Genomic DNA, 12,902 nt, shown 5'->3' with positions numbered 1-12,902 from the left:
GCCTGATGGCGGCACGCAGGGGGCGCCCGCCGATCGGGTCCTCTCAGCAGCGGGTGACCACACGTCCGGCGGCGGGCGGCTCACCGGTCCGACGGCCGGCCACGACCCCGACCGGGAAGGACGGCCGCGCGCTGCCCGACTTCACCCGGCCGGCGCTCGCCCCGTCGCTCCTCGCCGCGGTCGTCCTGCTCGCCTGCGTCGCGTTCATCGACTCGTCGGCGTTCGTCTTCGCACGGTGGGGCGTCACCGTCCTGGCGCTGATCGTCCTCGTCTTCGCGATCCGGGGCCGTGTCTGGTGGGCGGCGGTGCTCACCGCGGCCGTCGCCGTGTGCTGGAACCCGGTCGTCACCGTCCCGATCCCGGGCCAGGTGTGGGCGGGCCTCCAGCTCGTCGCCGCCGCGCTGTTCATCGTCGTCGGCATCGCCGTCAAGGTGCCGCGCGCGGCGGACTGAGGACGCGCCTCCCGTCCGTCGGGTCGTGCCTGTCGTCCGTCGGGTCGTGCCGACCGGCGTCCCACGGGGCCGTCGCGGCCGACCGGCCACACGGACGGTAGGATCGCACGTGCTGTGCACCGCGCACGGCAGAGCGAGCTGGAAGGCGTGGATGAGCGACGAGACCGAGCCGGTGACCGAGAGTCCTCTGCTGACCCCTCGACCGTCCTCCGGCGGTCTCGACCGGCCCGACGTCGTGGTGCGCAAGGGTCGTCTGACGCTCGTCAACGGACACCTGACGCCGCAGCAGTCGATGATCGAGGACCTGCTGTTCCTCGACGACGCCCTCACCGCCGGTGACGTCGACCACCTGCTCATCCGCGGCAACGACCAGCGTCCGGTCGTCGCCGTCGACGAGCGTGACCGCCAGCGGGCCGAGAGCGCCGTCATGGCAGCCACGGCCGGTGAGCCGTTCTACGCGAAGCCGCCGGGGAAGCCCGCCGTGCTCGTGCTCGACGACGGCTTCGGATCCGTCGACGAGCCGGTGCTCCGACTGTTCCGGCCGCGCCTCGAGCCGATCGGGCGGCTTCGCTACGGCGCCGAGACGAGCGTGCAGCTCGAGTTCTGGCGGGTCACCGAGACCGAGGTGCTCGCACCCGTCGAGAACGCCCTGATGCGCCGCAGCCTGCCGATCGAGGAGTTCGTCCTCGTCGACATCGACCGCTACGGCCGGTCCTGGAGCACCGTCGAGCACATGTTCGACGACCACGTCTCGGACATCCGCTTCCCGATCGACATCGTCTTCTCGTGGGTGGACGGCAACGCGATCGAGTACCAGCGCGCCCGACAGGCCGCGCAGGCGAACGCCGTGCTGGGGGAGGGCGACGACGCCCCCGCCCGCTTCCGGCAGATCAACGAGCTCAAGTACGCCCTCCGCTCGGTGCACATCTTCGCGCCCTGGATCCGTCGCATCTACATCGCGACCGACTCCCCGGCGCCGGAGTGGCTCGCCGACCACCCGAAGGTCCGGATCGTGCGGAGCGAGGAGTTCTTCGCCGACCCGTCGGTCCTGCCGACGCACAACTCGCAGGCCGTCGAGTCGCAGCTGCACCACATCCCGGGGCTCAGCGAGCACTTCATCTACTCGAACGACGACATGTTCTTCGGCCGACTGGTGGACCCGTCGGTGTTCTTCAGCCCGGGCTCGGTGACGAAGTTCATCCTCGCGGACACCCGGATCGGCCTCGGTGTGAACAACGCCGCTCGGAGCGGGTTCGAGAACTCGGCCCGGGTGAACCGCCGGCTCCTGCAGCAGCGGTTCGGTGCGGTCACGACCCGGCACCTCGAGCACGCGGCGACGCCGTTGCGCAAGAGCATCATGTCCGAGATGGAGCACGAGTTCGCGGACGAGTTCCGCAGCACGGCCGGCTCACGGTTCCGGGCCGCCGACAACATCTCGGTGACGAACTCGCTGTACCACTACTACGCACTGCTCACCGGGCGCGCGATCATCCAGGAGAACGCCTCGGTCGGGTACATCGACACGACGATGCAGGCCGGTCTCCGTGCGCTCGACGAACTGCTCAAGAAGCGGAACGTCGACTTCTTCTGCCTGAACGACGGAAGCTTCCCGGAGGTCAGTGACGAGGAGCGCACCGAGCGCGTGACGGACTTCCTGGAGCGGTACTTCCCGTTCCCGGCACCGTGGGAGCGGGGCGTCGGCAGCGACGGCGGTTGGGCCGACGACGGCGCGGCCGACGGCGCCTCGGCCGAGGCAGCGACGGGGTCCGCGGCCGACTGATCGCGCTGGTGAAGCGGCCGCACTGACCGACCGTCCTCGCCGGCCGATCCACCGCGCCAGTCGACTGACCGCACTGGTCGGGCGCCCGCACTGGCGGGTGGCCGTGACACGCTCGACGACGAACGCATTCCCCTCAGACCAGAGGGTCGGCGGGGGACGCGTTCGTCTGTCCGGGCTCAGCGGTGGATCGGGGACACCGGCACGGAGTCGAGCGTGAACACCGGGATGGAGGACGTCACCGGGGCGGGCTCGACCGCCGGAGGGATGACGACGCCGGCCGCTGCGAGACGCGCTTCGGTCTCCACCGAGGAGACCGGCTCGCCGACCGTCGCGTAGGTCCCGATCGGAACCACCGAGTGCACGACCTGGTGACCGTAGACGTGCATGAGGTTGAACGACTGCGCGCCGTCGCGGCCCCGCGTGCCGCCCTGGAACTCGTTGAGGTCCTGCGTGTAGCAGGTCGCACTGGCCACGGACACCGGGATGCCCGCGAACACCGCGCTCGTCGAGTAGTGCAGGTGACCGGCGATGATCGTGATGATGTCGCTGCCCTCCACGACCTCGGCGAGGGCCGGCTGGTCGCGCAGCTCGACGAGCACGGTCAGGTCCTGCACGCTCGGCACCGGCGGGTGGTGCATCGCCAGGATCGTGCCGTGCGGGGCCGCCTCGGACAGGACCTCGGCGAGCCAGTCGAGCTGCTCGGGGGAGACCTCGCCGTGGTGGTGACCGGGCACGCTCGTGTCGAGGGTGATCACCCGGAGGCCGTTCACGTCGTAGACGAAGTCGACGGGGCGGTCGGTGGGCTGGAGTCCGAACAGCTCCTGCCGGAACGCCCCGCGCTCGTCGTGGTTGCCCATGGCCCAGATGACCTGGGCACCGATGCGCTCGGCGGCGGGTTCGACGATCGCGCGGACGCGGGTGTAGGCGCCGGGTTCGCCCTTGTCGGCGACGTCACCCGTGACGACGATCGCTTCGGGTCGGGCACCGGAAGCCTCGATCTCGGCGATGATCTGGCCGAGACGTTCCGCCGAGTCGACGGCCCCGTACAGGGGACCGTCACCGGCGAGGAGGTGGGTGTCGCTGAGGTGGAGCAGGAAGTGGTTCGGCCTGGGGTGTTCAGCCGTCCGGGCGTCCATCGGGTCTCTTCTTCCGTTGGCAGCGGAGTGCGTGGTGCAACACGATGCCACACCGTCCTGCACGATTCCAACACCGTCGTGTGAACCCCCCGTGAACTGGGGCGGCGTGTCAGATGTCCTGGGGCGGAACGGCAACGCCCCCGACCACGAAGTGGACGGGGGCGTTGCCGGTGGTGCCGAGGTGTCTTACTTGGTGCCTGCTCCGACCTGCGGGGCCTGGTGCGTGCCCTCGAGGTCCGGGCCGTGGTGCGCGGCGTGCGCGGCCTCGAGCTCGCTCTTCGACACCGGCTCGATGCGGTCCTCGAAGAAGAAGCGCGACACACGGGCGCGGGCCTTCTGCACCGAGGTGATGCGGCCACGGGCGTCGGGACGGATCATCAGCGGCTTGTAGTCGTTGAACTCCAGCAGACGCCAGCGCTCGTACTCGTCGAGCTGCTCGTGCACCTCGATGTACTCACCGTGCGGCAGTCGGACGATGCGGCCCGACTCGTAGCCGTGCAGCACGATCTCGCGGTCCTTCTTCTGCAGGGCGAGGCACACGCGCTTGGTGATCCAGAACGCCACGAACGGACCGAGGACCGTCGCTGCCTGGAGCACGTGGATCACGTGGTTGATCGACACCATGAAGTGGGTCGCGATGAGGTCCGACGACGCCGCGGTGAAGAGCGCACCGTAGAGCGTGATGCCGGCCACACCGATCGCGGTGCGCGTCGGGGCGTTGCGCGGACGGTCGGCGAGGTGGTGCTCGCGCTTGTCACCGGTGACCCAGGCCTCGATGAACGGGTACACGAGGATGGCGATGATGAGCCCGGAGAGGACGGCGATCGGCACCAGGATGTTGAACGAGACCGTGTAGCCGAACCAGTTGACCTCCCAGTGCGGCGGCACGAGACGGAGTGCACCGTCCGCGAAGCCGATGTACCAGTCGGGCTGGGTACCGGCGGACACGGGGGAGGGGTCGTACGGGCCGTAGTTCCAGATCGGGTTGATCGTGAACAGCGACGCGATGGCGGCCAGGATGCCGGCGACGATGAAGAAGAAGCCACCGGCCTTCGCGGCGAATGCCGGGAGGATCGGGACACCCACGACGTTGTCGTTGGTCTTGCCCGGGCCCGCGTACTGCGTGTGCTTGTTGATGACGACGAGCACGAGGTGCACACCGAGGACCGCGACCAGGATCGCCGGCAGCAGCAGGATGTGCAGCGTGTAGAGGCGGCCGACGATGTCGGTGCCCGGGAACTCGCCACCGAAGAGCAGGTAGGCGATCCACACGCCGACGACGGGGACGCCCTCGATCATGCCGACGATGATGCGGAGACCGTTCCCCGAGAGCAGGTCGTCGGGGAGCGAGTAGCCGGTGAAGCCCTCGGCCATCGCGAGGATCCAGAGCACGAAGCCGAAGACCCAGTTGAGCTCACGCGGCTTGCGGAACGCACCGGTGAAGAAGACGCGGGCCATGTGCAGCATGACCGAGGCCACGAACAGCAGTGCTGCCCAGTGGTGGATCTGCCGGACGAAGAGCCCACCGCGGATCTCGAACGAGATGTTCAGCGTCGACTGCAGCGCAACGGACATCTCGACGCCCTTGAGCGGGACGTACGGGCCGTTGTAGACGACCTCGGTCATCGACGCCTGGTAGAAGAACGTCAGGAACGTGCCCGAGAGCAGGACGACGACGAAGCTGTACAGCGCGACCTCGCCGAGCATGAAGCTCCAGTGGTCGGGGAAGATCTTGCGCCCGACCTCCTTCACCAGCCCGGAGATGCTCGTGCGCTCGTCGATGTAGTTCGCGGTGTAGTTGATCAGGCGCGAACCACGGTCAGGAGCCGGCTTGTTGGCCGACTCGGTGGTGGGGGTGGTTGTCGTTGTGCTGCTCATGAGCGGGCACGCTCCCAGAAGGACGGGCCGACCGGCTCGTGGAAGTCGCTCTGTGCGACCAGGTAGCCGTCGTCATCGACCGAGATCGGAAGTTGGGGAAGGGCGCGAGCCGCCGGTCCGAAGATGACCTCGCAGTTGTTCGAGACATCGAAGGTGGACTGGTGGCACGGGCACAGCAGGTGGTGCGTCTGCTGCTCGTAGAGCGCGACCGGGCAACCGACGTGGGTGCAGATCTTGGAGTACGCGACGATGCCGTCGTAGCCCCAGTTCTCGTGGCCCTTGGCGGGGTTGAGGTCCTTCGGGTCGAGACGCATCAGGAGGACGGCGGCCTTGGCCTTCTCCTCGAGCATGTGCTCGGAGTCGAGCATCCCCTCGGGGATGACGTGGAACACCGAACCGATCGTGACGTCGGACGCCTTGATCGGCAGGCCCGTCGGGTCCTTCGTCAGGCGCAGCCCCGACTTCCAGAACGTGTGACGGAGGAGTTCGTTCGGGTCTTCCTTCGGCGCGAGGTCGCGCACCAGGACGATGCCGGGAAGCGGGAAGGCCACCAGGGCGCCGATGAGCGAGTTACGGATCAGCTTGCGACGGCTGAAGCCCGACTCCTTGTCGGCGAGCTGGAACGCCTCGACCGCCTTGGCACGGGTCTCGTCGGTGCCACGGGTGGTGTGGCGCATCTCGGTGATCTCACGGTCCGAGACGAGGGTCTTGGACCAGTACACGGCGCCGATGCCCAGGGCGAGCAGCGCGAGCGTGATGGAGAGCCCGAGGAAGAGGTTCGCGTAACGGACCGAGCCGAAGTCGTCCGAGTCGATCGGGAAGGCGATGTAGGCCGCGATCGACAGGACGCTGCCGATGATCGACAGGTAGAAGAACGTGGCGACCTGGCGCTCGGCCAGGCGCTGCTTCTTCGGGTCGACGTCGGTGCGGCGCGCGCGGTGCGGCGGCTCACCCGGGTTGTCGAACCGCTCGGAGGGCAGGACGGCGGTCCCGGCCTGCTGCGTCGCGCCGTGCTTCTCGACAGCCGAGGACGAGTTCAGTGCCTCGTCGTCGTGCTCTGCCATGGTGTTCCCTTCAGTGTCGTGCGACACGGACGATCAGTTCTGCTTCGCGGTCAGCCAGACCGTCATCGCGACGACTGCGCCGAGTCCGAAGATCCAGATGAACAGACCCTCGGCGACCGGGCCGAGGTCACCCAGGCCGAACCCACCGGGCGACTTGTTGTCCTGCACGTACTTGAGGTACGTGATGATGTCGGCCTTCTGGTCCGGGGTGAGGTTCAGGTCGTTGAAGACCGGCATGTTCTGCGGGCCGGTCAGCATGGCCTCGTAGATGTGCTTGCCCGAGACGTCGCGCAGGTTCGGGGCGTACTTGCCCTCGGTCAGCGCGCCACCGGCACCCGCGACGTTGTGGCACATCGCGCAGTTGATGCGGAAGAGCTCGGCACCCTCGGCCGCGTCGCCCTCGGCGCCGTCGGTGAGCTCCTTGCCCGGGACGGCCGGGCCGGGGCCGAGCGACGCGACGTAGGCCGCGAGGGCGTCGACCTGCTGGTCCGTGAACTGCTCGGGCTTCTCTTCGGCCTGCGGACCCTGTGCGGCCATCGGCATGCGGCCGGTGCCGACCTGGAAGTCGACCGACGCGGCGCCGACACCGATGAGCGACGGGCCCTCGCTGGTGCCCTGCGCGGACAGGCCGTGGCAGGTGGCGCAGTTCGAGGCGAAGAGCTTCTGGCCCTCGTTGACCTGCGACTGGCTGGACGCGGCGACGGTGCTGGTGCTGTCGTCGGCGTTGGCCGAGGTGCTGAACAGCGCGTAGGCGCCACCCGTCGTCATGAGGGCGACGGCGAGGAGGGACACGGTCGCCAGGGGGGAGCGACGGCCCTTCTTGTTCTTCTTCGTGGTGTTGAACATGCTGTGGGGCTGCCTGATTCTCACTTGAGGAGGTAGATGACGGCGAAGAGACCGATCCACACGACGTCGACGAAGTGCCAGTAGTAGGACACGACGATCGCGGTGGTGGCTTCCTTGTGCCCGAAGTTCTTCGCGGCGAACCCACGCCCGAGCGTGAGGAGGAAGGCGATGAGACCGCCGGTCACGTGCAGGCCGTGGAAGCCGGTGGTCATGTAGAACGCGGAGCCGTAGGCGCTCGAGGAGAGCGTCATGCCCTCGTGCCAGAGGTTGGCGTACTCGAAGATCTGCCCACAGACGAAGATCGCGCCCATGCAGTAGGTGACGAAGAACCACTCCGTCATGCCCCAGTCCTTGGGGTTCCAGCTGGTGCGGTGCACCTGGAACCGCTCGGCGGCGAAGACGGCGAACTGGCAGGCGAAGCTCGACAGCACCAGGATGATGGTGTTCACCGACGCGAACGGCACCTCGAGCTTGGCGGTCTCGGTCGCCCAGAGCTCGGGAGAGGTGCTGCGCAGCGTGAAGTAGATCGCGAACAGGCCGGCGAAGAACATGACCTCGCTGCCCAGCCACACGATCGTCCCCACGGCAACGGGGTTCGGCCTGTTCAGGACCGGACCGCTGACGGATCTGGAGAGAGGGGTGCTTGTCACGTCCTCCATTATGGCGGAATCCACCGACAGTGTTTTCGCAGGCAACTGGCGGGTCCTCCAGAATCAGTACGATCGAGCCATGTCTGACGCTCTCTCCTGGCCCGCGGTGATCAGCGCGCTCATGGCGCGCGAGGACCTCTCGATCAGGCAGTCCACATGGGCCATGGAGCGGATCGTGCAGGGCGAGGCCACCTCGGCGCAGATCGCGGCCTTCGCCGTGGCCCTCCGCGCCAAGGGCGAGACGGTGGACGAGGTCGTCGGTTTCCGCGACGCGATCCTCGACGCGGCGGTCCCGCTCGACGTGGACCCGATGGCGCTCGACATCGTCGGCACGGGCGGCGACGTGGTCGGCACCGTGAACGTCTCGACCATGGCGGCGATCGTCATCGCGGCGGCGGGCGTCCCGGTCGTCAAGCACGGCAACCGCGCCAGCTCGTCGAAGTCCGGCTCGAGCGACGTGCTCGCGGCGCTGGGCCTCGACCTCACGATGGACGCCGCGCGTGTCGCCGAGACCTTCCGGCGTGTCGGGCTCACCTTCGCGTTCGCGAGCGCCTTCCACCCCGGGTTCGCCCACGCTGCGCCGGTCCGGCGGGAGATCGGCGTGCCCACGGTGTTCAACTTCCTCGGCCCGCTGGTCAACCCCGCACGCTGCGAGGCGAACGCAGTGGGCGTGGCGCAGCTCGAGCTCGTGCCGATCATCACGGGCGTGTTCCAGACCCGCGGGGCGACGGCGCTCGTGTTCCGTGGGGACGACGGCCTCGACGAACTGACCACCACCGGCCACAGCCACATCTGGCAGGTGTCGGCCGGGCGCGTCACGGAGCACGACCTCGACCCGCGCGACCTCGGCATCGCCCGGGCCCGCACCGAGGACCTCCTCGGCGGCGAGCCGGCCGAGAACGCGGCCATCGTCCGCCGGGTGCTCGCGGGGGAGACCGGACCGGTGCGCGACATCGTCCTGCTCAACGCCGCCGCCGGTCTCGTCGCGTTCCGACTCGCGCAGGACCCGGAGCAGGTCGACCGGCCGATCCTGCACCGCTTCCGCGAGCAGCTCGTCGTCGCGGCGGAGTCGATCGACTCCGGTGCAGCGATGCGCAAACTGGACGAGTGGGTCGGCGCGACCCCCGCCTGAGGGCACGTCCGACAGCGGCGCACGCCGTCCGGACCGGCGCATCGTCGACAGCCGCGCACGCCGTCGGGGTCGGCACACACCGGACTCGGGCAGTCGCTGTCCACCCGGCGCCGGTCGCCGGACGCACGGACGGGAGGCCCGCACCGGTTCCGTGGAACCGGCGCGGGCCTCCCGTCTGGCAGCGTCCGTCAGGGGACGGACGTCAGCGCACGTCCTCGTCGACCCAGTCGAAGGTCTTCGTGACGGCCTTCTTCCAGAGGCGCAGCGTGCGCTCGCGCTCCTCGGCGTCCATGGACGGCGTCCACCGACGGTCCTCCTGCCAGTTGGCGCGGAGCTCGTCGAGGTTCGCCCAGAACCCGACTGCGAGACCGGCGGCGTAGGCGGCACCGAGCGCGGTCGTCTCGGCGACGACGGGGCGCACGACGGGCACGTCGAGGATGTCGGCCTGGAACTGCATGAGCGCGTCGTTGGCGGTCATGCCGCCGTCGACCTTGAGCTCGGTCAGGTCGACGCCCGAGTCGGCGTTGACGGCGTCGAGCACCTCGCGGGTCTGCAGCGCGGTCGCCTCGAGGGCGGCACGGGCGATGTGGCCCTTGTTGACGTAGCGCGTGAGGCCGACGAGCGCACCACGGGCGTCCGGTCGCCAGTACGGCGCGAACAGGCCCGAGAACGCCGGGACGAAGTACACGCCGCCGTTGTCCTCGACGGTCGTGGCGAGCGTCTCGACCTCGGGGGCGCTGCCGATGATGCCGAGGTTGTCGCGGAGCCACTGGATGAGCGATCCGGTGACGGCGATCGAGCCCTCGAGCGCGTAGTGCGTCTCCTGGTCGCCGAGCTTGTAGCCGACCGTGGTGAGCAGGCCGTTCTCGGAGCGGACGATGTCGGTACCGGTGTTGAAGATGAGGAAGTTACCGGTGCCGTACGTGTTCTTCGACTCGCCCTGGTCGAACGCGGCCTGGCCGAAGGTCGCTGCCTGCTGGTCGCCGAGGATGCCGGCGATCGGGACCTCGCGCAGCAGGCTCGAGGACTCGACGTGGCCGTAGACCTCGGAGGAGCTGACGATCTCGGGGAGCATCGACTTCGGCACACCGAAGTCGGCCAGGATGTCGTCGCGCCACTGCAGCGTCTCGAGGTCCATGAACAGCGTGCGGGACGCGTTCGTGACGTCGGTCTTATGCACGCCGCCGTCGGTGCCACCGGTCAGGTTCCAGAGGACCCAGGTGTCGGTGGTGCCGAAGAGCAGGTCGCCGGCCTCGGCCTTCTCACGGGCGCCCTCGACGTTCTCGAGGATCCACATGATCTTGGTGCCGGCGAAGTAGGTCGCGAGCGGCAGGCCGACGATCGACTTGTAGCGGTCGGTGTCGCCGTCCGCGAGCTTGTCGACGAGTGCCTGGGTGCGGGTGTCCTGCCAGACGATCGCGTTGTAGACGGCCTTGCCGGTGGTCTTGTCCCACACGACGGCGGTCTCGCGCTGGTTCGTGATGCCGACCGCCGCGACGTCGTGGCGGGTGATGTCGGCCCGGGACAGGGCCTGCCCGATGACCTCACGGGTGTTGTCCCAGATCTCGGCCGGGTCGTGCTCGACCCATCCGGCGCGCGGGAAGATCTGCTCGTGTTCCTTCTGCCCGACGGAGACGATCGAACCGGCGTGGTCGAAGACGATCGCTCGCGTGCTGGTGGTTCCCTGGTCGATGGCGACGATGTAGTCGGCCATTGGTGCTCCTTACGACGGTGTCCGGTGCTGCGGCCGGGCCGGGGCGACCCGGCCGCGAGGGGTGTTCTGGTGGTGCAGGGTGTGCGCTCAGCGCGGGTGGTGCTGGTCGTGCGGGTTCTGCTGGTCGTGCGGGTTCTGCTGGTGGGCGTCAGGCCATCGGGAGCAGGGCGCCCGAGAGGACCGCGGCGAGCGCGCCACCGACGAGCGGGCCGACGACGGGGACCCAGGCGTAGGACCAGTCGCTGGTGCCCTTGCCCTTGATCGGCAGGATGGCGTGGGCGATGCGCGGGCCGAGGTCACGTGCCGGGTTGATCGCGTAGCCGGTGGGGCCACCGAGCGAGACACCGATCGCGATCACGAGGAAGGCGACGGGGATGGCGCCGAGCTCCGACGGGGTCTTGCCGTTCGTGAAGGCGATGACGACGAAGACGAGGACGAACGTGCCGATGATCTCGGTGACGAGGTTCCAGCCGTAGCTGCGGATCGCCGGGCCGGTCGAGAAGACGCCGAGCTTGGCGGCGGCGTCGGGCTCCTGGTCGAAGTGCTGCTTGTAGGCGAGCCAGACGATGACCGCACCGATGATCGCGCCGATGAGCTGGGCGAGCCAGTACAGGAACATCTCACCGACGGTGATGTTGTTCAGGATCGCCTGGGCGAGCGTGACGGCGGGGTTGAGCTGGCCGCCCGACTTGTACGAGACGGTGACGCCGGCGAAGACCGCGAAGCCCCAACCGATCGTGACCATGAGGAAGCCGGCGCCGAATCCCTTGGACTTCGTGAGCGAGACGGCGGCGACGACGCCGCCACCCAGGATGATGAGCATCGCCGTGCCGACGAGCTCAGACATGAAATTGACGCCGATGCCGTCCATCGGTACCTCCGATTTGCTGTGGTCGGGGGCCCGGCCTGAGCACCGGCACTCCCCGTCGAGTGATTGAGCCCGAGCATAGTGCTGGGCTTTTCCCCTCTGTGGGGGACACGAGAGCCATCTGCGGGAAAGTGAACGGACGTGCACTGCTGCTAGATGCGCGGGGCTCCGCGGGAGTGACCGGCAGCGCTCCCCGCTGCACGAACGTGCACCAGGAAGGCACAGGCACCCGGTGGCAGCGGTGGTGTCGGGGACCGGCGGCGGTACAGTGAGCCCACTCCGGACGACGTCGGCGGTGTGCAGGCTGCGGACCGGTGTCCCGTCCGTGTCACACCGTGGAGGCGCAGCATGAAGAAGCTCATCAACGACCCGCAGGCGGTCGTCACCGAGTCGGTCCGGGGCTTCGCCCTCGCACACGCGGAGCACGTCGTGCTCGTCGAGGACCCGCTCCACCTGCACCGCCGTGACGCCCCGGTCGCCGGCAAGGTCGGCATCGTCAGTGGTGGCGGCAGCGGCCACGAGCCCCTGCACGTCGGCTTCGTCGGCCACGGCATGCTCGACGCCGCGGTGCCCGGGCCGGTGTTCACGAGTCCGACCCCGGACCCGATCGTCGCCGCCACGAAGGCCGTCGACGGGGGAGCGGGTGTCCTGCACATCGTGAAGAACTACACCGGGGACGTGCTGAACTTCGAGACGGCCGCCGAGCTCGCCGCGATGGACGACGTCCGGGTCGAGGCCGTGGTCGTGGACGACGACGTGGCCGTGCAGGACTCCCTGTTCACCGCCGGGCGCCGCGGTGTCGCGGGCACGGTCGTGGTCGAGAAGTGCGCCGGGGCCGCCGCCGAGCGCGGGGACGACCTGGACGCCGTCGCCGCCGTGGCCCGGCACGTCAACGCGGTCACCCGGTCGATGGGCCTCGCGCTGTCCTCGGGCACGGTCCCGCACGCCGGTGAACCGTCCTTCACCCTGGCCGACGACGAGGTCGAGCTCGGCATCGGCATCCACGGCGAGCCGGGTCGGGAGCGCATCCCGATGGCCCGCGCCGACGAGCTGGTCGACCGGGTGCTCGAGCCGATCCTCACCGACCTGGAGGCGCCGACCGGTTCGCAGCTGCTGCTGCTCGTGAACGGCATGGGCGGCACACCGCAGTCGGAGCTCTACATCGCGTACCGCCGCGCGGCCGAGGTGCTGTCGGATCGCGGTCACACCGTCGCGCGTAGCCTGGTCGGCAACTACGTCACGTCCCTCGAGATGCAGGGGTTCTCGATCACCGTCACGGTGCTCGACGAGGACCTCACCGCCCTCTGGGACGCTCCGGTGGAGACGCCGGCCCTCCGCTGGGGACGCTGACACCGCTCACGACGCCGACGCCGTTCGGCCGT

11 protein-coding genes are annotated in these 12,902 nt (G+C 69.0%); 4 read left to right on the top strand and 7 right to left on the bottom strand.

Annotated features, from left to right (window positions below; genetic code table 11):
- Positions 1 to 53 precede the first annotated feature (53 nt).
- Positions 54 to 452, top strand: a complete 399-nt coding sequence (locus tag KM842_RS05245) for a DUF6804 family protein (RefSeq protein ID WP_253206261.1) — start codon at positions 54 to 56, stop codon at positions 450 to 452.
- A gap of 151 nt (positions 453 to 603) precedes the next feature.
- Positions 604 to 2,232 (top strand): stealth conserved region 3 domain-containing protein, encoded by a 1,629-nt coding sequence (locus KM842_RS05240; RefSeq protein ID WP_253206260.1) that lies wholly within the window; start codon positions 604 to 606, stop codon positions 2,230 to 2,232.
- A 176-nt stretch (positions 2,233 to 2,408) separates the two neighbouring features.
- On the opposite strand, the gene KM842_RS05235 is transcribed toward KM842_RS05240, so the two are convergent.
- The 5 genes from KM842_RS05235 to ctaE form a co-directional block, all read right to left on the bottom strand.
- Positions 2,409 to 3,368: a phosphodiesterase gene (locus KM842_RS05235; protein ID WP_216261427.1), complete on the bottom strand. Its 960-nt coding sequence runs from the start codon at positions 3,366 to 3,368 to the stop codon at positions 2,409 to 2,411.
- Positions 3,369 to 3,554: 186 nt separating this feature from the next.
- Entirely contained in the window at positions 3,555 to 5,246 is a 1,692-nt protein-coding gene (gene qcrB, locus KM842_RS05230) for a cytochrome bc1 complex cytochrome b subunit (RefSeq protein WP_216261426.1), read from the bottom strand.
- Positions 5,243 to 6,310 carry a cytochrome bc1 complex Rieske iron-sulfur subunit gene (gene qcrA / locus KM842_RS05225; protein WP_216261425.1) on the bottom strand — a complete coding sequence of 356 codons (1,068 nt, stop codon included), beginning with the start codon at positions 6,308 to 6,310 and terminating at the stop codon, positions 5,243 to 5,245. Before qcrA ends, qcrB begins: the two co-directional genes overlap by 4 nt.
- Before the next feature lie 33 nt (positions 6,311 to 6,343).
- A complete protein-coding gene (gene qcrC, locus KM842_RS05220) occupies positions 6,344 to 7,156 on the bottom strand; it encodes a cytochrome bc1 complex diheme cytochrome c subunit (protein WP_216261424.1) in 813 nt (270 codons plus the stop codon).
- A 20-nt stretch (positions 7,157 to 7,176) separates the two neighbouring features.
- The gene (gene ctaE / locus KM842_RS05215; protein ID WP_110824950.1) at positions 7,177 to 7,815 is read right to left on the bottom strand and encodes an aa3-type cytochrome oxidase subunit III; all 639 of its coding nucleotides are present in this window, start codon (positions 7,813 to 7,815) and stop codon (positions 7,177 to 7,179) included.
- A 70-nt stretch (positions 7,816 to 7,885) separates the two neighbouring features.
- On the opposite strand from ctaE, the gene trpD reads away from it, so the two are divergent.
- Positions 7,886 to 8,938 (top strand): anthranilate phosphoribosyltransferase, encoded by a 1,053-nt coding sequence (gene trpD / locus KM842_RS05210; protein ID WP_216261423.1) that lies wholly within the window; start codon positions 7,886 to 7,888, stop codon positions 8,936 to 8,938.
- A 202-nt stretch (positions 8,939 to 9,140) separates the two neighbouring features.
- Here trpD and glpK read toward each other — a convergent pair whose 3' ends face one another.
- Positions 9,141 to 10,652 carry a glycerol kinase GlpK gene (gene glpK, locus KM842_RS05205; protein ID WP_216261422.1) on the bottom strand — a complete coding sequence of 504 codons (1,512 nt, stop codon included), beginning with the start codon at positions 10,650 to 10,652 and terminating at the stop codon, positions 9,141 to 9,143.
- 148 nt (positions 10,653 to 10,800) lie between these two features.
- A complete protein-coding gene (locus tag KM842_RS05200; protein WP_216261421.1) occupies positions 10,801 to 11,523 on the bottom strand; it encodes an MIP/aquaporin family protein in 723 nt (240 codons plus the stop codon).
- A gap of 345 nt (positions 11,524 to 11,868) precedes the next feature.
- On the opposite strand from KM842_RS05200, the gene dhaK reads away from it, so the two are divergent.
- Positions 11,869 to 12,870 carry a dihydroxyacetone kinase subunit DhaK gene (gene dhaK / locus KM842_RS05195; RefSeq protein ID WP_216261420.1) on the top strand — a complete coding sequence of 334 codons (1,002 nt, stop codon included), beginning with the start codon at positions 11,869 to 11,871 and terminating at the stop codon, positions 12,868 to 12,870.
- Positions 12,871 to 12,902: the final 32 nt, after the last annotated feature.

The sequence above is a fragment of the Curtobacterium sp. L6-1 genome (genome assembly GCF_018885305.1).
Lineage (GTDB): Bacteria > Actinomycetota > Actinomycetes > Actinomycetales > Microbacteriaceae > Curtobacterium > Curtobacterium aetherium.
Note: the sequence above shows the minus strand (reverse complement) of the source record. Positions and strands in the feature narration are given on the sequence as shown.